This window comes from Croceitalea rosinachiae (assembly GCF_031846445.1).
Classification (GTDB): Bacteria; Bacteroidota; Bacteroidia; order Flavobacteriales; family Flavobacteriaceae; genus Croceitalea; species Croceitalea rosinachiae.
On record NZ_JAVRHR010000003.1, the window covers coordinates 157,472 to 178,307 of the forward strand.

Here is a 20,836-nt window from a genome sequence, read left to right on the forward strand (position 1 = left end):
ATGGATGAATTTGATTTGATTTTTTTTAAATGTGTAAAAAATTTTCAAAGTACATTTTCTTTTAATTACCAATTAAGTAATCAGCTGCAATTAAAGGATCCTTTTGAGAACAATTCTTCTTTTTTAGAAGAGCTTCGAGTCGATATTTTAAATGATTTCACCGACAAAAAAAGACTGAAAATAATTCCTTTTGTATTCCAGAGTTATTATGATTCATTAATTAAATTAAAAGAAAGTGATTCTGAGAAGATTGTATCCTCCTTATGGAGATTAAGTCAAGTATTCTGTGAAGATTTTATAGAGGCCAAGATGATCGATAAAAATCAACCAGAGGTTTTAAAAGAGTTAAAGAAATATAAAGCTAGGAAAAATACGAGCTTATCCCATTTAACAAAATCTGGGAAATATATTAACAATCATCATCACTTTTTGGATTCATTAAGAGATTTGGAAGGCTTTAAATATTTAGTAGAATCCGCTAGTTGTATTGCTAAAATTATATTTCACTGTGAACAAACGTTAGTGCCTGGATATACAATGTATTTGCAAACCCAAAGTTCTGAACCTTTTAAAAATTTATCACCAACTACCTCTCAGTATGCTATTTATCATTATGCCCTTCAAGAATTTGGTGCGGAGTTAAATTTCATTCAGATTGAAAAAGAAATTAAAATTGTTTGTCAGAAATATGGAAAAAACTGGAAAAACTTTCAAATGTACTACAATAAAATCCCGGGGATCCTTAGCAACCAGAGCAATGTTAAATTCAGAATTAAGGATATTACTCAAGTTGAAAAAATGCTAAAAATGACGCACCCCGAAATATTGCAGGACTTCAATAGTTTTGTTTCAAGTAAAATATAACTCATAGTAGCACAACGTAGTTACTATACTCTTTCAACTCTAAGTTATTTATTGAAATTGGCCTTGTATAACAATAAAATACAAGGTTATGGTACTTCCATTTGAAGACCTAGTAGAAGGTCAAAAAATAATCCTACAAAGGCTTGATGAAATCGATACTCGGATTAACAAGCAACCTTTAAAAAAATACTCACCAAAGGATATTGCCGATAATACTCCCTTAGGTATTCAAACAGTTTGGGCAGCTATCAAAGATGGTCGAATAAAAGCTGAAAAGTTTGGTAGAAAATACTTAATCACAGCGAAGGAGTTTAATCGTGTTTGTGAAGAGGCCAAATCCATGAAATATCAAAGAGTAGGTTAGATGAAAAGAGTCTACCTAACTAATGCGGAATATGATTATCTGCTTTTTCATGGATCTGATTCATTGGTAGCTGTTTTTGCTACTATCAGATATTCAAAAAAAGATGTAGTTATAAGGAAAGTGGGGAAGAAAGGCTCGTTGGCTACACTCCAAAGTGTAACGGGTCTGTCCCGCACTATTCTTTTAAAACACCTACCAATCCTAATTGAACTTAATCTAGTTGAGGTTCACTTTAATGGCAATATAGCAGTTAGAGGTCGTAACTGGAGCAATAAAAACCTTACCCAATTTAGGAATAACAAACTGATACCAATGAATGTTTATAAAAACTTCGTAGATACAAAAACATACTCAGCTTTTGTGAGGATTCATTCAAGAATAAAAAAACAAGAAAGGCAGATTGAAAAGAAGGCTAAACGGATAGAGGTACTGGAGGCATGTTCCCGCAATAAGCGACTATCCCAAGGCGATTACAGAATTTGGAAGAATTTGTACCGGCGAGGAGTAACGCTGGAGGAACTTAAATTAAAATATCGTTCAAATAGCACTATTTCCAATCTGTCCTTTCATAAAATACTCAAAGATAGTGATATAGTTAATGATTGTAATAAAAATAGCGGTAAAGATTTCAAATTAAAACTTTTAAAGCTTGGTTTGATTACACAACATAGGTTAACAGTTTTAAAATACCCTGGAATTAAAGACCAAGAGTTTATTGAAAATGAATCTGAGTTTTTGCGCTTTGGTTCTCTTTCTCAAGGTTCTTTAGGAGTATATCATGAATTAAGTCCAGTCATTAAAATAGTATAGATGCTTCTAGTAGGTACGGAAAAAAAGCAAGTTGTATGAAAACGATTATAAACAAAGGGCTAACGGAAATTACAAGTGTTGACAACAACAGCACTAGAGATTTAGCAGAAATAGTCGGAAAAAGACACTCAGACGTTCTAAGAACAATTTATCATTTAGAAAAAAAGATTGCTAACGCAGGATTACGTCGGCTATGGACAGAAAGTAAATATATCGATGGGCAGGGAAAAAATAGAAAACACTATTTACTCACTAAAAAGGGTCTTTTACTTCTGGCCTCTAAATACAGCGACGAGTTGAGACTTCAAATAATAGAAAGACTTGAAGTTCTTGAGATACAGAACCAAAAAGCCGAAGCTGAATCAAAAAGGAGATTAGAACTAGAGTTAAGTTATGCTTGGAACAAAAGCGATACAAGCGACTTGTACAGATAAAACCATGAATGGCATAAAACAGCTATTGGAAGACCTTGAAATGATGGACAGTCTATTGACCTTTCCTATTGTCATACGCAATCATAGGGTATTGATCAAAAAAGATTTGAGGGATAGCCTTTTAGCTATCGGAATAGAATTAGAGGCGCAACAATACTTCGAATTTGATGTGTTTAGCGAACTATTGGCAGAAAAGGGGATTAGCATAGATGACTTAAGAACAATCAGGATAATCAGGAAAATAGTTGTGTGAAATGAATGATGAACAAAAGCGAATTTTATTGAACGACCTTGATTTGTTTTTTAAGGCACCCAAAGTTTTTGCAATAATCATAGACGATGGCATGGTTGAACCGAGCAAAGATGTTGCTCAATATTCATTGGAATTTGGGGTCATCATCGATAGTTCTAAGAAAATGCCATTTGAACAATATGAAGAAATTTTGGAAAAGTATGGTTTGATGCATAGCAAGATTATAAAATTTAGGACTGAGAGAACCTATAAGTAAAAGAAACATATAGAAACATGCCATTTGACAAAGAAACAGCCGCGAAGGCAGGAGAGAAATCATCAAGGAAGGGAAAGCCCAACAAAACTACAGATAGCCTGCGCAAAAGGGTTGAAAACATACTGGATGATAATTGGGAAAGACTTAGCGATGATATTGAAAGTCTAACCCCAAAGGAAAGGGTTGATACCATAGTGAAGTTGTTGGAATATGCTCTTCCAAAATTAAATCGGACAGAGTTTAAGGGTTCAACAAGTGTTGAAGATTATCTAAAGTTAACCCCAAAAGAACGCATGATGAAACTGAAGGAATTAAAAGAGAATATCAATGAGTGAGATTAAGAAATATATAGAAATGCTTGAGGACTTGGAATTGGATGACCCACAAGGAACCTATCCTTTATTTGCTGACTGTTTTTATTACGATAAGAGTTTTAATCAAGTTACGGATAGCTCAGGAAACGAACTTTATCTAAGTTTTGAAAGTGAAGATTTTACAAATGTCTTCAAACGGAAGCTTGATTTCATTGATCTTAAGGAAAAGACCGTTTTTAAAACTGCTGAGGTTAAAAAGATGATTGAACAGAATCAAAAGAATAATTTCAACATAAAGAACCTGCCATGTTTTTTGATATGAGAAATTTAAAGAATGAGCGCGAAGTTCTATTAGAACTGGTTATGAAGGACCGAGGATGGGTGTTGGATTATTCGAAGTTGAAAAAGGAAACTCTTTTCGAATTGGCCGAAATAAAGGATGGAAAATATCCATTAAATATGCTTAAAAAAGCCTACAAAGAAATGGGTTGGGATATAACAGATGAAGAAATAAAAACTTTAATATTAGACGAATGAACAAGAATAATTTTATGGAAAAGGGAATGGTACTGTGGTATTTGAAATAAGTGGTCAGAAGTTAGTAGGTGTGCTTAACAGAACACTTAGTAAGAACAAAGGTTTAGGAGGGAATATTAGTTTAGGTTAACAACATAATTTCGATTGAAAATACGACTTTACTTAGGGCGAATCCAAGACTAAACAGTCAGAACTGATGCTATTCTTTATTTTTTTCTTTGTAGAATCTTGCCAGTAACAAATATTGCAACCAACCCCAATATAGTACTTCCGCCAAGTATTTTGCCCAAGCTCTCATAGCCTGAAAAAGCACAATAAACGGAAGATGCTATTAACAACAAGGCAATAATGAACCCGAAAATTTGGCCTTTCTTGCTTTGACTCAATTGACTAGTCACTGCTTTATCTTCAAGTCTCATACGATGAGCAGCTTGATTTTCCGCCATCTTCATGATTCTTTCAGCACCGTTTTCTACAACTCCGTTATAATGCTCTAAAACTTCAGGAGGAGGCAAAGGCCCGCTAAAACTACTACTTCTAACTTGTGTTACTTCAATAAGAGTTTCCTTTTGCTCATCCGAAACAGATGGGTTTTCAAGAATCTCTTGTACTTCTTTTGGGATTTTTTTTACCGGCTCCTCTTCTGGGCTATCTAATTCAGACATTTAATCTTTATGACTTATTTGCTCTTTAATTTCATCGACAGAAACCTTAATGTCTTCACCCACCATGCCCCAGTCAGATTGCATAGCTTTATAATCAGCTAGTTCTGGCGTCTTTGAAGTGTTAAAACTATAGTAGTTACCTGTAAAATCAAATGCACTGCCCATTCCTGTTATAAATGAAGACTTAGGGAATAGAAAATCAGTACGGTATTTTCTTAAAACCTTTTTCATTGGGTTATGTAGCGATTCAATAAGTATTTAAATTTAAGCAATAATACTTATTTGTTTTTATAATAAGACGTTAATTCCTTCTTTTAGTTACATAGGATAACGTAATATAGTTATATTTTGGTATAGTTCAGCCTTTGTCTTTAGGATTCCAATCTAAGCCTTTTTTCAGAATTTTCTTAAATCCTAATTATTTTTAAGCCTTTTCCATGGGTTCAATACTGTACCACTCCAAAAATACCTCAGCAATCCAAGAGTATCACTAAAATAATGACTAATGAATTACAAATTGGTTGATATATTGGGTTAGTATATTCGTTGTTTTATAATTCTAACTCTTTTGTGATTCAAATAAAGAATTAAATTTTCTTGATTGTTGGAATTTAGAAAATTGACCATCCCCTTTGATTATTTGAAGATAGTTTTTGTCTAATTCGATAACTTTTCTCAGACACTCTAAAGCTTCATTTTTCTTTCCCAAATCCCATAAAACCAAAGAAAGGTTATAATATCCCATTTTATGTTTAGAATTTATAGTGATGCTCTTTCTTAAGTAAATTTCTGCTTTCCCTAAATTGCCAATTTTATAGTTTGTATGTCCAAAGTATTCATATAATTCATAGTCTTTAGGATTTAATTCTAAAGCTTGTCTATATATTTCTATAGCACTTCTGAATTTTCCCTGTCGGTGCAATGATATACCTTGTTCTTTTAGGGAGTTTGATTGCTTTTGTGCAATATTGATGTCTAGTTCATTTATTTTTTTAATCCCTGCAGAATCTAAAGTTATATTGTTCTTTGTCCAAGCACTTAAATCTTTTGCCAACTCCGGGTTCATTACTTGAAGAAGTCCTAAAGATGCTGTCTTCTTCTCTTCATCCATTGAGGTCATATCGATATAAAAAAGTTCTAAATATTTTACATCAAGTTGACCTTGTCCATACTTTTCATTAATCTTATTTTGAATTGCCAATAATTCGGTTTGTTTACTTATCAATTCATTATTCGTTTCTCTACTATTTATTACAAATATTGCTAGAATTGTAGGTAACAACAGTTTTTCTGCAATTTTTAAGGCTTTTTCAGTACCTAAAAAAGTTAATGATTTCTCTTTTAAGATTTTAAGTTTACTCATTTAAAAAGTTATTGGTTAGTACGCTGAAAAACTAATTCTACTATTACATGTCTTTCAAATAATTCGATTAATTGGTATAAATATCTGATTAATTACACCTTAAAAGCAAAACCCTAGTTTTTTTATGGTTTTTATACAAAGTGTTTTTGGTTTCATTTACTACTTTAAAAGCAATGAAAAATCGAATAAAATCTCTAACTAAATAAAATCTTAAAATGTCCGAACTTCCAAAAAAATTAAGAGGTAGAGTGCCTTTTACCGTAATGCAAAATGATACCCACAATGTTATCCTCGATAAATACTATGTATTTAGTCAAACAGGAAATATTATGATGTCTACAACTGTTGCTAATTCTACTCAGATTGAAGATGATGTGAAAACAGTATTTAATGAAGTAAATGTATTTTTCGCAGCACTTACTAAGGCAATGGAACTTACTAAGATACCAGGCAAAGGGGAATCATATGACATATTTCATTATTCGGCGCTTAAAAAAATAATTGACTACTCGGGTTCCTTTATACAACTTCAGAAAGAAAGTATTCATCATGATTTATCCCGTCACTCGACAAATTTTAGTGAAGAATTGCTTTTGGGTGTTATTGGTTTAGCAACTGATAAAACATTAATATCATTTGCCCAGTCTATGGTGGCATCTATGGGTAAGGCCGGGCTTACAATAGGGACTGGAAGCGAAAAAGACAGCGAAAAAGTTAGTAACATAATATTTGTGTGTGAGTATTTAATGGGAATGCCGTTGGTAACCGCTCTTGTGATATATGTTAAATCTAGTGAGGTACGTGAATATGTGAAAGTTGGGCCTTGTTTTGGATATTCTTCTGATACTGCAACAATGACAATCAATAAAGATGCTTATTTATTTGTAGTTCCCGATATAGTAAAAGAATACTCTCAGGAAATTTTGCAAGGTGAGAATGATCCCGCCTTCAACAAATTAGTAGATAATCTTCGAGAGGCCCTGAGAGATGCACCCCCGGGCTTAATAAATGTCCGCAGTACTACATCCGATAACATTATAAGTGATTTAGTTTATGCTACAGATTATAACCTTTTGATTCAGGGTCTTAAGGGCATCAGTATCGATTCAATCCAAATAACTCTTGATGGCATCAGAGCAAATTTGACAACCGAGCCATCACTTATTAATCCATTAGATGATACTTATTTTTTGAAATTTTCATTCACTGCTCCAAGTGATCCTAAAGCCCACAAAAAGGCAAGTTTTGAAATGACTATCACGGACGCAACAACAAAAAGTAAAACAACGGTATATTCCGACGCAATATATACATTAAAAACTAGCAGCTAATTTAAATGAGATCTCAACAGGTAAGAGAAGATTTTGTAGTTCCCTTCTTGAAACAAAAACAGAAGGATATTGATGATATTTTAAGCAATATATTAAAAGGCGGATGGGAAGGTTGGTTTCAAGTTGAATTAGCAATGTATATGCTTACCTATCTGAAGTTTAAGGGCTCATTTTCACGTGAACAAACGTATTATCCAAATTCCGGGTCGAATTATGATATGATGGTCGAACCCAATAGGGGGACAAAAATTTATTTTGAAATAAAAACACAAAAAGGATTGAACGATTCTACGACTGCCTATAGATTGGAAAAAGATATTGACAAACTATTACGACTTGAATCTTCTTTCAAGATGAAAAATGTATTTGTAGCCTTCGCAATTACAAAACTTTCAAATCAGAAAGAGTACGATGAATTTATGAAAATGGCAAGAAGTGCAAATTATGGACCTAGACTTTTTGCTTACGACCTCCATGGCAACAGATTAAAGAATATAAATAAAAATAGATTGACTTTATTATGGTTTAAATTAGATTAAAAAAGAATCAACTTATTCCAAATTGCTTGAAACTATTCCCAAGGTTTTGGTTTTATATCTAAATCAAGAGTGTACTTTTCTAATTTATGACCATAAACAAAAACACTCTTACCTATAATTCTGTCAGTTTCAAGATTTAGTTCAACCTCAACATAGAACTTATAAAGAGCATAAAGAACATAAGAGCAATCAATAGATTTAAAGGTGTCTACGTGCTCTCCTTTATCCCATAGGCGTTCCCATTGTTTTTCTTCTGATAGTGCGAGGTAATCAATTAAATCCATTATCCAAATAAGCCTTGAGGTTTTCCCGGGTAGTCGATTGCCACTTCATTATAATCAACCTTTTCGATTATATCTTCCCTATTGGAATCTATAGTTCTTGAATATAGGTCTTTAGCGATAGGATATGCTTCTAATTCACCCTCCCATAAATCGTCATCGATGAGGTTCTGAACATCATCTTCAGTATTTCTATTGTACAACCATGCATCGACATCTTCATCGTTTATAATGATTGGTCTTCTAAACTTTTCATTGTGGATTTTGGCGAACATTGGTGTCGCTTCTTTTGTCAATACGGTAAAGGTGTTATAGCCGTCAACCGTTGTGGTGTAAATACCAGCCAAGAATATAGGGTCATCATCTTTGCGCTTAAAATAGAACGGAACTTTAAATGGTTTGCCCTTTACTTTGACTGGGGTAGTGTGAGGCTCAAAAAAACCATCTACGGGTATGATACATCGTTTGTGTTCCCATGAATATCTATAGATAAAATGGTCAAATAGCTTTTCCGATTTGGCATTCAATCCACCAAATGTTTTATAGTTCTTGAAATACTCTTTGTAGTCAGCACCTTTATTCTTGGATGGCATTATGCCCCACATGCCTGGTGTAATCTTATTGGGTTCCTCCTGAGGCATTATCCACATCAATGGATGGCTCCATCCGTTAGCGTGAAAGTGGATAAGCTCTAAATCCAGTTGATGGTCTTTACCAATTAATGCCTCCACCTGAAGCTGTCTTTCAAGTTCTTCTCTTTTTCTGGTCTGTCTTGTTGAATAACACATGTTCCAAAACTTATCGTTTCAAGTTAATTATAACATTTAACACTTACAAGATATAAACATTCATCAATAAAAAGGAATATATCCATATTTTTGGATTATGTCCTACACTCCATCAAGAAAAATGAATTTAGATAGTGCTCAAATCAAAGATTGGATTGCAGAAGTTATTGAATCTGGAGAGGGTGCTTTTAAGATTAAAAACAAAGGAACTAGTTATATTGAGTACAATAACGGTAGGTTTTTAATGAAACATCTCAATGTTGTTCGAGAGGTGAAAAAGACTAAAGAAGTTACTATCGATATATTCAACAAGAGAGTGGGTAGGTACTTAAATTTTGAATACAAACGGTATTACTATTATTTTTATGATGGAGATTGGTACAGACAGAAATTATGAAAGACGGAGAAGATAAAAATGGTATTATATTTTGGATGATTGTTTTGGTTGGCATTATAATTTATGTCGCTTCCAATTTATAGAAACCAAAGAATAGCGCGCGGATATTGGGAAAAACTAATTGTTCTCAATAAGACTGTCTGCCAATCTTCTTTGCGGTTACTTAGCTATTGATTCTATCCACACTATTCCTTTTAACCTCCAATATTTTCACAAAATCGGGAATGGACAGAATTTAGAAAACATATTAAATTATACCTAAATAGTGCTATTTTTATTCCAAATCAATAGGGATATGCTGATGTTTCGTCATATCCAGTAGTTGTGGTTAATGTCCAAAAACCGATAAATTGAATGAACAAAACGATATTTGAGATTACCAAAATGGATTGTCCTTCAGAGGAAAATTTAATCCGAATGAAATTGGATGGAATCTCAAGTATTGCGAATTTGGACTTTGACATTCCCAACCGAAAACTAACTGTTTTTCACAGCGGACAAATTGACCAAATCGAAAAGTCCGTTATCGAACTGAATTTAGGCGGAAAGAAAATCTCTACTGAACAAACCGAACAAACGGAATTTAAAGAAAATGCAAACCAAAAAAAGTTACTTTGGTCTGTACTTACCATAAATTTTGCCTTTTTCATAATCGAAATGACAACTGGATTAATCTCAAAATCGATGGGATTAGTTGCAGACAGTTTGGATATGCTTGCGGACAGTTTCGTTTACGGAATTAGCTTGTTTGCGGTTGGCGGAACTCTGACAAGAAAAAAGCGGATTGCGAAACTTGCTGGATATTTTCAAATAACACTTGCAATTATTGGATTTGTGGAAGTGTTAAGGAGGTTTTTCGGAGACGAGAAACTTCCCGATTTTTCGACAATGATTATCGTTTCAATTTTTGCGCTTATCGCAAATGGAATTTGTCTTTACATTTTACAAAAGTCGAAAAGTAAAGAAGAGGCACATATGAAAGCAAGTATGATTTTCACTTCGAATGACGTGATTATTAATTTAGGAGTCATAATCGCTGGACTTTTGGTAAATTGGTTGAGTTCGAGCAAACCCGATTTGATTATCGGAACAATCGTTTTTATTTTGGTAATTCAAGGAGCATTAAGAATTTTAAAATTAAGTAAATAAATAAAAAACACTAACCACAACAATGGCTATAAGTAATTGCTTGTTCTCGCCTACTTCTGAAAATCCTCGCGGATTTTCAGCTTGGTGTGTACTTGCAAAGTTAAGTGCTAACCCACGCAACTACTCATAGCCCAGACGTTATCATCAACATAGACAACAATGAAAATATTTATAAGTCATTCAAGTAGAGAAAAGTGGATTGCAAAGAAAATCTCCGAAGAATTAATACAATTAGGTTGTGAGACCTTCCTGGATGAGAAAGATATTTCAACTGGAAAGGCAATTGATGATTCTATCAATGATCATTTGGGAGATTCTGATGATTTTGTCATTTTGTTAAGTGAAGCGTCCCTCAAAAGCGCTTGGGTTTTAGTCGAATTAGGAGGAGCAATTGCTCTAAAAAAGAATATAATCCCCATTCTATTATTTATTGGTGTAAATGAAATACCTGATGTAATCTCAAAATATTTAGCTCGGGATCTCAATGATATTGACAAGTATTATGGAGAAGTCGGTAAAAAGCTCAAAGGTCAAATTATTAAGAGAAAACCAATTAAGAAGCCAAAAGTAGAACAGCAAAGTATTTTAATCGGCCAAAGAGTGAAAATAGTTGATAATCCAAATCGGAGCGTAATAGATCTGGTCGATTGGAATGACCAAGAGATGGACAATTATCTTGGTTTGACTGCAAAGGTAGTGGAAGTGAATCCGTTAGGTCGCAATGGAGAAAAGCTATCAAATACGTTCAAACTTGATATTGATAAAGGTGAATTCTATTGGCGCACAGACTGGTTAATAGCACTCGCAGAAAACTAATAAACTGATGATAACAAAACCTAAACTGCATTAAAACGCAGTTTAGCTAGAACGTTGTACAACATTTGACAAAAAATGGATACTGAAACGATAAACTCACTACTACCAGGAACAATCACATTGATTGTCACTTCCCTTTTTGGGTTGCTAATTGGAATATTGACTGAAAAATTTAAGAACAGGTTACGAATTATTACCTACCAAATTTATACTCAAAATTTAAAGCCAAATCTATCAAAGAATCTTATAGGAAATTTAAAAATATCTCTGAGCGAAAGAGAAATTGACTCGCTGAGAAGTGCGTATGTCGAGTTTGAAAATAAGAACAATGTTGATTTAGAAAATGTTGCAATAAGATTTAGTATAAGTCAAGGAGCAATTTTTCAAGGAAGTGAAGGATATGTGAGAAGTAGTCTTTCTTGGCTCAATTGGACTGAAAATCATAACGATTTTTTTCAAAATGTTCTTTCTGAGTTTAACGCTTTACCAACTGATGAAAATGGGTTAAAACAAATTCCAGATAATTTGCAGAATCAAATTAATTATGTAAATCAAAATCAAGAATATTTAATCCCAGTATTTAACAGAAAAGACACTGCTCATTTTAATTTTTTATTTGAAGACCCTATTGATGGTAGTACAGCCATTTTAAATACTTCAATTAATCATAAGTCAGTTAGATTGGAACGGAAAGTGGATGATGATAAAGTAGCTAAGAAAAATTTATGGACAGCAGTTGGAATAGGAATAGCGCTTGTAATTATTATACTTACAATTATTATATACAATTATCCAGAAAATAAGGCTTTGATTATCATTTCAGGTATTGTTGGATTTTCCTATTCGATTGTTGGCTATTTGATATTAGAAATTTATAAAAGAATTAAAGATTATTTTAAATAAAAACGTTGTAAAACAAGGGCTTTAATTCATTGCTAGTACAGGCTTACTTACGAAAATCCGCGAGGATTTTCAGTTTGGTGTGTATTTGCTAAATTAATCGCTAAACCATGTAACTACTCATAGCCCAGACCATTGTATGACATTTGAATTAAATTTAAACAGATTTTAAACGTTATAGTTTTGAATGATATTTATCTTTCCCCGGAATTAAAATTACTCTATTTACAAGATTTCAATAAATTACTCTCAAGTATGAAGGAATTTTGGAAAATAGATGAAGAGATTAAGAATCATTTAATCGAGATAAATAAGAACAATAATATTCAATCATTATATTCAAAATATGGTCCAACTGATAGAATGCTTGGAAGTTATTTAGAAATTGGCTATTCAAAAAGTGCGGAGGACCATTTATTTAAATCAATAATTCCTGAAATTCTTTTTGAATTTAATGCCTTAAGAGGTCAATGTATTTACGAATTCAATTATCCTCGGGATAATGCAAATTATAATGGTGATAGAGAACTTGGATTTTCATGTACCGACAATTCGGAACATTTCAGAATTAATACCATCAAAATCTCATACAAATCTTATGGACAAAATCATTTAGAATTTTGGAGTTATTTAGTTGAAAAGCTCAAATCATTTTAAAAATGTTTTACAACGAAGAACTGAGTTAAAAAACAAGTTTTTTAAGTTCATCTGGACACATAATTTTCATCATAGGGCATCCCTTATCCTTAAATAGGACAAAACCATTTAAAAGCTATCCACCTTTTATCAGTTAGTCATTTCTCAATATTATTAGCCACAACCGCTACCAATTTAGCTAGGTCTGCCTCATTATTGATTGTATAAACCTTATCCTTATACTGAACGAAGCCGTTTAAAAGCTTCCCTCCTTTAGTTGGTTTAAATAGCTCTCTTATATCAATATCAAGCTCATTAGCAATTGATGTCAGTAAAACAATACTAGGTTTTGATACTCCATTTGCCACTCTAGTTATAGTGTTGTTGGAAACACCAAGTTTCTCTGCCAAAGCTGTAGCCGTGGTTTCTTTCTCCTTTAATACTTCTTTTATTCTAAACATATACTTCAAAAGTATAATTATTATGTTAAATATACAATTAAAGTATAATTCTATTTGTTTAATATATACCTGTGATGTATATTTGTTTATAAATAAATACTAAACAAGAATAAAAATGAGTGAAACAGATGGATTTAATAAGTTGTGGAATGTTGCCTATGAGGCCAAATACAATCCAACACAAGAGAACTTATCACAACTTCAAAAAGTCTCTCAGCAACTTTTGAAGAAACCGAGACTAATTTTTAATAATCAAATCAAGTAAAAATGAAAACAAAAATGTCAAAAAAGAACGGGCTGGTAGTGTTTGAAAATTTTATCAGACACAGTATTATTTGCGATGGCCTAAACAACATTGTCGGAGATTGTAGCGAACTTGAGCCAGACTATATTCCGCTAGTCGATGCAGTATTCAATACAAATTTGGTTGAAGGGACAAACCCTGAGCTACAAAAGTATTATGAGCTCTTAAAGAGCGCTCAGCTTATGAATGCTAGTGTCTATGAAAAAGCAAAACTGCTTTATGAAAACCTGAAATTATACACTTCAAATATTAAAATAGATTAAAATGGAACTAAAACAAGATTATTTATTATTGGGGGAGAAAAGAAGAAAGCTAATTGTAAACCTTCTAACTCAAAACATCGTAACCGAAAGGATTGGGGAATCTTTATCAGCTGCTTGTGTTGCATTTGACAAAAAAGGTGGTCATTTTCAACCTACTGAAAATATAAATCCTTTAGCAGATGCAATTGATCTAACAGGCGTCGATTTTAGCGGTGAACAAGAGAAATGGGAGATGATGGGCAATATCTACGATTACCATACAAACTGGGAGCATTACAAAATTCATGATCGGAGCGCAGATTTTATTGCAAGCAAAATTTATGAAGCTTGGTGCATAGCAATCGGCTAATCCTTATTTTTGATTAAAACTACTAACCAGATTGTCAACTAAATAAAAAATCCTTTGCCAACTCAATGATAACAAAGGATTCAGAAATACAAAGTGGAGCCGGGGAGACTAGAACCTAATGTTCAAAAGCCCAATAAATATGGCTATTTCAAAATTTCATTAATTCATGCTCACCGAATAGGTGACTTTACAAAAACTTAACCTGTTTTTGCAGGAAAACCCCAGTTTTTTTAAGGTTTTTGTGTAATTATTTTTTTGTTTTTTTTGATAGCTTTCAGCTTTCATTCCCCTCCCCATATTATCAGGCTTATTAATACAAAAGGATTTATCCATTTTTCGTCTAACTACTATTGCCTTGGGATTATTATAACCAAAACCAAGTTTAATGAAAAGAATCATATTTATTCCGTGCTTTTTGTTTATGTTTTCTACCTCTAACCCTTTAATAGCGCAATTCCATGTAATGTTGGAGGTACCGGAATTGAAGACTCCCGAGAAATTATTAGACAAAAATATTAAGGAAATTATAATAGTTGAGCAAGGCGATGAAAAATTTGAGACAATCAATTCTTCACAGGACGTTGCCAAAATTATTCAAATGCTTAGGGCCAACGAAGAAAATCTTACTTCTGAAGGTCAATTACTCTCAAAGTCCCTTGTATTTCATAAAAAATTTGATTTAGAATACGAGTTCTTACCTGCTACTTTGGATGAACCAGAAATCATTACTCAAGTTCAAAAATATAGCGAAGAATTTAGGGTGACCAATGAAATTGTGCAATACTATATTTCAGAACATGCTACTAACGAATCAGCCTACGTGGACTTTCAAAATATGTTTTATGAATATCCATTTGAAGAGAATGTTTTTAGATATGAGTATGGAGGTACAAAACTAAATATACCAAACCCCTTGATTTTATCGGATAATACAAGCATAGATTTCGAATTTAGAGAAACTACTTGTGATAATAGAAGAGCGAATCAGCCTGTTGCCGATATATTAATTGAGACTTTAAGGGATTGTCTAAAACAAGCAAATGATAACCTTACAAAACTTGGCTTCGAAAGAATAAATAATATTACCATAACAAGCACTACTAATGGCCATTGTTCACCAAAGCAAAGAAAGAGTAACCATCACAGTGGTACAGCTATTGATATATCAGCTATTAATGGCATAAGCATTAACTACACAACAAAAAAGAAGACTCGTCGATACATATTTGAACTACAAAATGCTTTTAACCTTCACAAATATATTCGTGAATGTTATGGACCTTCATTTAACGACAAAACTGATTTTAAGACAAAGATTACTACATCTATGGTCGATTCCTATTCAAGAATAATTAGACCTCATTACAACCATTTACATATTTCTGTTAGAAATGAATAGTTAAATGTAAAGCTTTTAGTTTCTGTAATTCACAATTCTTTGTAAGAAAGAAATCTACAATAATAATCATTTTCAAACTAAATACTATGTCAATCAATAACAAGCAAATAGTCATAATCATAGCAATAGGCTTAGTGTCGTTAAACTTGCTTAGGGCACAAAAATCAGCACCCGTTGCTGGTGATGCCGCTACTTTAATTGATTTGCTAAAAAAGGATTATTCCACTGTAAATCCAGACAACTTGGAAGAAGTACTATCCACGGACAGGTCCAGGGTCATCAATATTTTTAAGTCATATCTTTCTGAAAGCCAAAAAAAAAATGAGCTTTCTTCATCAGATTGGTTTAATGACCTTTTGACTAAACTAAATTCCGATGATAATAAATTCCTTGGGAATTATTTCAATCATAGTTCAAAAAAACTTAAAAAATCTGAATTCAAAAATATTGACTACTTAAATAAATTGGCGGCCTTTAATGAAGCAAAGGATAAATTAGAAGAGCTTAAAAGAATTGGTGATGAGATTTTATCCAATGAAACCTTGCCAGCTTTATATAATAGTGCTCTAAATGCTTTTGAATTAGCGCAAAAAGAATATATCGAGTCTAGATTTTTTAAAGAGTATAGTGATTTGATATTTATTTATAAAATCTACTATGATGACACTAATACGTATCTGTCCAAACTTCTTGAGAAATTTCTCAGTAAATATGGTGACATTAGAGTGGGTGTTTTGGATGAATATGCCGAACCCAATTACCAATCTTCCATTCAAAAGAGCATTCCTTTTTTAGGTGGAGATTTGGCTTTCGAGGCAGTCATTGATGGTTTGAGCAGGTTTTTGGCCAAACGCATCAAGGAAGAACTAACGGTTTATGTCATCAAAGAGATCCAGGAGAATCTTAACGCCCCAAACCCACAGAGTTATTTAAACGAACTTATTGTTTTATTACCGAGAACAGCAGATTATTTAAGGGGATTTGAAGCCAATCAGGTATTGAATTTTGTTGACGAAATCAAACAGTATATTGAGGATGACTTTAACCATCTCTTGGAAAATGCGGGCAATCTACGTGCTACACCGCGTTTTAAAAAACTCATAGAGAATAACCCCGATTTTGATTTTGCCTTTGAGGCCTTAGAATTGATACCTCAACTATCCAAATTAAAAGCGCCTACCGATTATTTCGATTATCTGTCCAATAGCCGAAATATTGCCAGGTGGGCCACTTTGAAAGATGTGGACACTGAAAAAAATAAACAGGCAAAATTCCAATTGGCCAATGGGGTTCGGTTGGTGAGCATGTTGGCCCATAGCATCACTTATATTGACAACGGAGAGACCAAATTTGTTACTACCGATGTTATTTCGGACTATGCCTCCGAATTGGATTTTTATCTTTTATATGTGGGTTTCTTGCATCAACAGAACATCAAATATTATAACATTGATTTCGATATAGCGAGTGATGATGGTGAGTTGGATTTTGAGCATATCATGACCGAGGTGCCCATAGGAAATTTAGAAATGCTAAAGGAATCCAAGGATCTGTTTTTAGATGAGCTTGGGAAAATTTCAGAAAACTCAAACAAGGTTTATACGGCGGCACTTGCCATTAGAAAGGCCAAAGACGGTGAAGAAAAAGTAGATTTTCAGAAAGTAGCAGAGTTTGCTACCAGTCTTATTGACATGCTAGAACAAATGTCACTAAGTGCGGATAACATTTTGGGTAAGACGAATATCAAGGACCTTAAAATTGACCTGAACTCAAAACTGACCCCCTATTTAAATATCGCAAAAAAGTCAAATGAGATTGTACTGGACTTACATGAAAAAAAGTTCAGTAATGCCATAATTAAAGGAATAGAACTTACCTCATCCCTAAAAAATGATGGGGTATCCCTTGAACGAATACTGGATATCCCAAGTCATATCCAAAACGCCCCAAATGCAGTTTTGGTTTCGGAATTCTTGAGTTATTCCAGTATTCCGAAAGATACAGTAAGGTTGAATAGATTAAGACTGTTAAAAGATCAGATAAAAAAACTAACGGGTTATGAAGTATGTGGCGTAATAGACGATTTGGCCCCCTTGAAAGAAGCGGTCAAAACCAATGACGACACCAAAATAATCAATGCAATAAAAAGCTTGAAAAATCAATTTGATAATAACAAGGGTGACCCCATCTGGGTATCGGTGAAGCATTTTTTACCACCACGTACTCTGGACAACGATAGTATCTTAAAGGATTTAAAAGTACCAGAAGTTTTTCAAAAATTAAAAAATGCTTTAAAGGAGATTTTATTGAATGATGATTTTAGCTGTTCTGATTTGAATAGTCTTTTTGCCCCGATAGTAAATGCTATAGAAAATGAGGAGATGACTACTTATGGTAATCAACGTACTAGTTTGATAAGAGATCTAAAGAAGATTGGAAACGTGGAATTAGTTGTTAATGAAATTATAGAATTCAATATTTCTCAATTAGTTCTAACACCTTTGGAAAGATTGGTTTTAAAAGCCGGAATTCCGGAATACAGAAGGGCAGATTTAACTAACTCAATTAATAAATACACCTCTAGTTTACTGTCCAAAGCCTTAATAAACAAGGAGTTCGATCTTAAAAAATTGAATACTGCTGAGGAGGTGGTTGCTGCCAGACAAGAAATGGTTGAAAATATACAAGGTGTCCTACCCCAACTGACAACTTATCTGTTGCGCGTAAAAGATGAGAATCTAATAAAGGTTATTCACTTTGTGAACGATATAGCTTTGGCTGATAATGATGAAGATGTGGAAGCTGCCATAGACGCCTTTGCCCTACCTTCGGGCAGTTTTTCGCTTAAGAATGACAGAGGCCATTTTGTGGCTATTAATTCCTTTCCTGGAATTTTAGCGGGTTGGGAAAAACCAACGGATGCATCTGCAGATTTTGCACTTGGTTTTACGGCACCAATTGGTTTGTCCACCAAGATTTGCGAAAGATTGGGGCTATTTGTTCCAATCATTGATATAGCCGCACCGGTCCGTTTTCGATTGGATGGCAAAAATGATACCAAAGCCCTTTCTGAATTTTCTTTTGAAAATATTCTTGCACCAGGGTTATATTTAACGTATCGATTTGGGGAATCTCCCTTTACCCTAAGTGCAGGATTTCAATTTGCCCCGGAATTGGCGGAAATAATTGAGAAACAACCCCAAGGTGAGATGCAAGAACCCATAATAAGTTCACGTTTGGAAGAGTCCGTCCGTTATGGTTTGGGAGTTACCATAGATATTCCCTTGGTTACGCTTTATGCTAGAAAACGCTAAACTGATGAGGTGTTGTTGTTTTTTAGCTTTGCTAGCGTTGTTTAGTGCCAAAGCACAAGAATCGGACGTAAAGGATACGATTAAAGTTGCAGATCGTATTGTAATTCCCCTCGATTCGATTAAGACACTAGACGCCGATTTAACCAAGGAACTTCAAAATAAAAAGGTCTTTAGGGAACAAATCAAAAAGGCCGAAGCATTTGATAGGAAGACGACAAAGCGGGGAATACAGCTTTTTGAAGCCCAGAAGGCACGTGATTTGGAACAAGTATTAGAAATACAACAAGTCCGACCAGTTCAGGCGGAAATTCAACTACAGCAGGAAGAGGTACTAATTTTATCACAAGAATCGCTAAGCCTAGGAAAGGGAGAAGATAATAATGGCAAAAATGTTGACGATGAAGGCAATGATACTCCAGATAGTGAAAATTCAAAACAATCCCGTGTTGGGCTGAAAAGTATCTCCAACTCATCAAAAGAAAGAAACACCCAAAGAATTCAGGGACCTTCGCAATATGATAGTCGTATTGAAGTAAGAAAGCTTAACCCCAATATTTACTGGCAATTTTTCATTCAAAATCGAACTCGATCCGTTGGTATGGTAATTGAAAAAAACCAGCTAAAAAAAATAACGGATAGTATTTATCAATTTAAAATCACAAGGAAGCTCGGTGACTATCTAAACTTATGCCAAAGCGAACCTTTTCAAGAACAGCCAGCTATTGGCGTGGGAACGGCATTTGTAATTGATGATAGGACCATGCTTACAGCAAGGCACGTGTTCACCAAAACCTTAGATAAGTATGCCATAGTTTTTGGATTTGAAGTAGCCAACGAACAAACGGGCGTTGTTGAAACCGTTGTGCATGCCCGGGATTTGCATTTCCCAGTCAATATTAAGAAGACCTCAAAAGCATATGATACGAGTTTAGTTGAATTGGATAGACCCATTAAAGAAGTTCCATTGGCTTGGGAATCTTCAAGTAACCTGAAAAATGGTGCTGAAATATATATGATTGGGCATCCCTTGGGATTGCCTAAAAAAATAGCACTGAATGCAGATATAATTGACAATTCACATCCGCAATACTTCTATACTTCATTGGATAGTTTTCAGGGCAATTCGGGCTCTCCGGTTTTTCATTTTAACACCCATAAGGTTATCGGGATTCTGGTTTCCGGTCAATTGGATTTTAAATACAATGGCAACTGTTACAAATCAAATATTTGTGACCCAAAAAACTGTGAAGGTGAAAAGGTAATCCGAATTGAAAACATCTTAAAATCGAAATAATTTGAAACAACTTTTTTTATTGTGCGTATTACTCACGAGCTACAGCATTTTTCCCCAGTATCCTAGCATTAAGGTTGAGAAAACTGTGAATTTTAGGAAAAAAGACACCAAAAGACTTCAGAAGGAACTTGATTTATTGCAAAATAGAGTACTGAATAACACACAGTTTTGGAATGATGTAAGGAATTGCACCTATAAATGTGCTGATAAGAGAATACTTAAGACGACGAGTAGGAAAGGTAAATGTCCGTATGAAAGACAAGAGCCAAAAGACACGAAATTATATTCATCCAAAGAAATTCATGATTTGCTCAGAAGTGGTGATGACGAAGTTGGTAACCCCAAAGACAGCATTATTAATCTCAAATTGAAACTGTACAATAAATTAATTGGGCCCACCAAAGGCAAAACCTCTGGATGTACTTTGTTAATTTCCTCGGTTCGAAGAAAAACAATAAAGAAAGAACAGGGCGTTTATGCTGCCCATATATTACACGAGGAAATACATGTTTTAGGATTTAAACATATTAGTAATAGTGTTGAAAAGAACAAACTTTTGTGCAACGGTTATTATGTGCCAAATGCCATAGGAAAGATTGCCAGAAAATATTTGGGGTTGAATGTGATAGGAGAAGAGGATTTATGCGTTAATTCGAGTAGGTTTGAATTAATACAATTGCCCTTTTACGGGAAAATGCTAGAGAACTATTTATAAATTGTCGGATAGACTTAACAACGGATAACTAATTATTATA

General features: G+C 33.7%; 29 protein-coding genes. 23 read left to right on the forward strand and 6 right to left on the reverse strand.

What is annotated here, in order from left to right; translation table 11 throughout:
* The 9 genes from RM706_RS13250 to RM706_RS13290 all read left to right on the forward strand — a co-directional run bounded on the left by RM706_RS13250 (window position 1) and on the right by RM706_RS13290 (window position 3,832).
* The gene (locus tag RM706_RS13250; RefSeq protein ID WP_311352334.1) at window positions 1–864 is read left to right on the forward strand and encodes a hypothetical protein; all 864 of its coding nucleotides are present in this window, start codon (window positions 1–3) and stop codon (window positions 862–864) included.
* 88 nt (window positions 865–952) lie between these two features.
* Window positions 953–1,228 (forward strand): hypothetical protein, encoded by a 276-nt coding sequence (locus RM706_RS13255; RefSeq protein WP_311352336.1) that lies wholly within the window; start codon window positions 953–955, stop codon window positions 1,226–1,228.
* Window positions 1,229–2,038, forward strand: a complete 810-nt coding sequence (locus RM706_RS13260; protein ID WP_311352338.1) for a hypothetical protein — start codon at window positions 1,229–1,231, stop codon at window positions 2,036–2,038.
* 35 nt (window positions 2,039–2,073) lie between these two features.
* Window positions 2,074–2,472 carry a Rha family transcriptional regulator gene (locus tag RM706_RS13265; protein WP_311352340.1) on the forward strand — a complete coding sequence of 133 codons (399 nt, stop codon included), beginning with the start codon at window positions 2,074–2,076 and terminating at the stop codon, window positions 2,470–2,472.
* 4 nt (window positions 2,473–2,476) lie between these two features.
* Window positions 2,477–2,725: a hypothetical protein gene (locus tag RM706_RS13270; protein WP_311352342.1), complete on the forward strand. Its 249-nt coding sequence runs from the start codon at window positions 2,477–2,479 to the stop codon at window positions 2,723–2,725.
* A 1-nt stretch (window position 2,726) separates the two neighbouring features.
* Window positions 2,727–2,981 (forward strand): hypothetical protein, encoded by a 255-nt coding sequence (locus RM706_RS13275; protein ID WP_311352344.1) that lies wholly within the window; start codon window positions 2,727–2,729, stop codon window positions 2,979–2,981.
* Window positions 2,982–2,998: 17 nt separating this feature from the next.
* Window positions 2,999–3,316, forward strand: a complete 318-nt coding sequence (locus RM706_RS13280) for a hypothetical protein (protein WP_311352346.1) — start codon at window positions 2,999–3,001, stop codon at window positions 3,314–3,316.
* On the forward strand, window positions 3,309–3,617 hold the full coding sequence (locus RM706_RS13285; protein ID WP_311352348.1) for a hypothetical protein: 309 nt from the start codon (window positions 3,309–3,311) through the stop codon (window positions 3,615–3,617). Before RM706_RS13280 ends, RM706_RS13285 begins: the two co-directional genes overlap by 8 nt.
* Window positions 3,614–3,832, forward strand: coding sequence for a hypothetical protein (locus RM706_RS13290; protein WP_311352350.1), 219 nt, complete (start codon window positions 3,614–3,616; stop codon window positions 3,830–3,832). The genes RM706_RS13285 and RM706_RS13290 overlap by 4 nt, the downstream gene beginning before the upstream one ends.
* A gap of 206 nt (window positions 3,833–4,038) precedes the next feature.
* Here the strand turns inward: RM706_RS13290 and RM706_RS13295 are convergent, their stop codons facing one another.
* From RM706_RS13295 to RM706_RS13305, 3 genes are all read right to left on the reverse strand, one after another.
* Window positions 4,039–4,497, reverse strand: coding sequence for a DUF2335 domain-containing protein (locus tag RM706_RS13295; RefSeq protein WP_311352352.1), 459 nt, complete (start codon window positions 4,495–4,497; stop codon window positions 4,039–4,041).
* Window positions 4,498–4,728: a hypothetical protein gene (locus tag RM706_RS13300; protein ID WP_311352354.1), complete on the reverse strand. Its 231-nt coding sequence runs from the start codon at window positions 4,726–4,728 to the stop codon at window positions 4,498–4,500. It lies immediately after the preceding gene.
* A gap of 328 nt (window positions 4,729–5,056) precedes the next feature.
* The gene (locus tag RM706_RS13305; RefSeq protein WP_311352355.1) at window positions 5,057–5,860 is read right to left on the reverse strand and encodes a tetratricopeptide repeat protein; all 804 of its coding nucleotides are present in this window, start codon (window positions 5,858–5,860) and stop codon (window positions 5,057–5,059) included.
* A 215-nt stretch (window positions 5,861–6,075) separates the two neighbouring features.
* On the opposite strand from RM706_RS13305, the gene RM706_RS13310 reads away from it, so the two are divergent.
* Together RM706_RS13310 and RM706_RS13315 are read left to right on the forward strand one after the other, a co-directional pair.
* Entirely contained in the window at window positions 6,076–7,191 is a 1,116-nt protein-coding gene (locus tag RM706_RS13310) for a hypothetical protein (protein ID WP_311352357.1), read from the forward strand.
* A gap of 5 nt (window positions 7,192–7,196) precedes the next feature.
* On the forward strand, window positions 7,197–7,730 hold the full coding sequence (locus RM706_RS13315; RefSeq protein ID WP_311352358.1) for a hypothetical protein: 534 nt from the start codon (window positions 7,197–7,199) through the stop codon (window positions 7,728–7,730).
* Between the two features lie 32 nt (window positions 7,731–7,762).
* On the opposite strand, the gene RM706_RS13320 is transcribed toward RM706_RS13315, so the two are convergent.
* Both RM706_RS13320 and RM706_RS13325 read right to left on the reverse strand, forming a co-directional pair.
* Complete coding sequence (locus RM706_RS13320) at window positions 7,763–8,014, reverse strand: hypothetical protein (protein ID WP_311352360.1); 252 nt, start codon at window positions 8,012–8,014, stop codon at window positions 7,763–7,765.
* Window positions 8,014–8,799 carry an SOS response-associated peptidase gene (locus tag RM706_RS13325; protein ID WP_311352362.1) on the reverse strand — a complete coding sequence of 262 codons (786 nt, stop codon included), beginning with the start codon at window positions 8,797–8,799 and terminating at the stop codon, window positions 8,014–8,016. Before RM706_RS13325 ends, RM706_RS13320 begins: the two co-directional genes overlap by 1 nt.
* A 121-nt stretch (window positions 8,800–8,920) precedes the next feature.
* On the opposite strand from RM706_RS13325, the gene RM706_RS13330 reads away from it, so the two are divergent.
* From RM706_RS13330 to RM706_RS13350, 5 genes are all read left to right on the forward strand, one after another.
* Window positions 8,921–9,196, forward strand: coding sequence for a hypothetical protein (locus tag RM706_RS13330; RefSeq protein WP_311352364.1), 276 nt, complete (start codon window positions 8,921–8,923; stop codon window positions 9,194–9,196).
* 354 nt (window positions 9,197–9,550) lie between these two features.
* Window positions 9,551–10,345 carry a cation efflux transmembrane domain-containing protein gene (locus tag RM706_RS13335; RefSeq protein ID WP_311352366.1) on the forward strand — a complete coding sequence of 265 codons (795 nt, stop codon included), beginning with the start codon at window positions 9,551–9,553 and terminating at the stop codon, window positions 10,343–10,345.
* A 159-nt stretch (window positions 10,346–10,504) separates the two neighbouring features.
* Entirely contained in the window at window positions 10,505–11,161 is a 657-nt protein-coding gene (locus RM706_RS13340; protein ID WP_311352368.1) for a toll/interleukin-1 receptor domain-containing protein, read from the forward strand.
* A gap of 75 nt (window positions 11,162–11,236) precedes the next feature.
* On the forward strand, window positions 11,237–12,064 hold the full coding sequence (locus RM706_RS13345; RefSeq protein ID WP_311352370.1) for a hypothetical protein: 828 nt from the start codon (window positions 11,237–11,239) through the stop codon (window positions 12,062–12,064).
* Window positions 12,065–12,316: 252 nt separating this feature from the next.
* Window positions 12,317–12,718, forward strand: a complete 402-nt coding sequence (locus RM706_RS13350; RefSeq protein WP_311352372.1) for a hypothetical protein — start codon at window positions 12,317–12,319, stop codon at window positions 12,716–12,718.
* 137 nt (window positions 12,719–12,855) lie between these two features.
* Here RM706_RS13350 and RM706_RS13355 read toward each other — a convergent pair whose 3' ends face one another.
* Window positions 12,856–13,158, reverse strand: coding sequence for a helix-turn-helix domain-containing protein (locus RM706_RS13355; protein WP_311352374.1), 303 nt, complete (start codon window positions 13,156–13,158; stop codon window positions 12,856–12,858).
* A gap of 115 nt (window positions 13,159–13,273) precedes the next feature.
* Between RM706_RS13355 and RM706_RS13360 the strand changes: the two genes are divergently transcribed.
* The 7 genes from RM706_RS13360 (at window position 13,274) to RM706_RS13390 (ending at window position 20,796) form a co-directional block, all read left to right on the forward strand.
* Window positions 13,274–13,423: a hypothetical protein gene (locus tag RM706_RS13360; RefSeq protein ID WP_311352376.1), complete on the forward strand. Its 150-nt coding sequence runs from the start codon at window positions 13,274–13,276 to the stop codon at window positions 13,421–13,423.
* A 2-nt stretch (window positions 13,424–13,425) separates the two neighbouring features.
* Window positions 13,426–13,725, forward strand: a complete 300-nt coding sequence (locus tag RM706_RS13365; protein WP_311352378.1) for a hypothetical protein — start codon at window positions 13,426–13,428, stop codon at window positions 13,723–13,725.
* 1 nt (window position 13,726) lies between these two features.
* Complete coding sequence (locus tag RM706_RS13370; protein WP_311352380.1) at window positions 13,727–14,074, forward strand: hypothetical protein; 348 nt, start codon at window positions 13,727–13,729, stop codon at window positions 14,072–14,074.
* Window positions 14,075–14,459: 385 nt separating this feature from the next.
* The gene (locus RM706_RS13375) at window positions 14,460–15,473 is read left to right on the forward strand and encodes a hypothetical protein (RefSeq protein ID WP_311352382.1); all 1,014 of its coding nucleotides are present in this window, start codon (window positions 14,460–14,462) and stop codon (window positions 15,471–15,473) included.
* An 86-nt stretch (window positions 15,474–15,559) separates the two neighbouring features.
* Window positions 15,560–18,787: a hypothetical protein gene (locus RM706_RS13380; RefSeq protein WP_311352384.1), complete on the forward strand. Its 3,228-nt coding sequence runs from the start codon at window positions 15,560–15,562 to the stop codon at window positions 18,785–18,787.
* Between the two features lie 4 nt (window positions 18,788–18,791).
* Window positions 18,792–20,081 (forward strand): trypsin-like serine peptidase, encoded by a 1,290-nt coding sequence (locus RM706_RS13385; protein WP_311352386.1) that lies wholly within the window; start codon window positions 18,792–18,794, stop codon window positions 20,079–20,081.
* Window positions 20,082–20,166: 85 nt separating this feature from the next.
* Window positions 20,167–20,796 carry a hypothetical protein gene (locus RM706_RS13390; protein WP_311352388.1) on the forward strand — a complete coding sequence of 210 codons (630 nt, stop codon included), beginning with the start codon at window positions 20,167–20,169 and terminating at the stop codon, window positions 20,794–20,796.
* The last annotated feature ends 40 nt before the right edge of the window (window positions 20,797–20,836 follow it).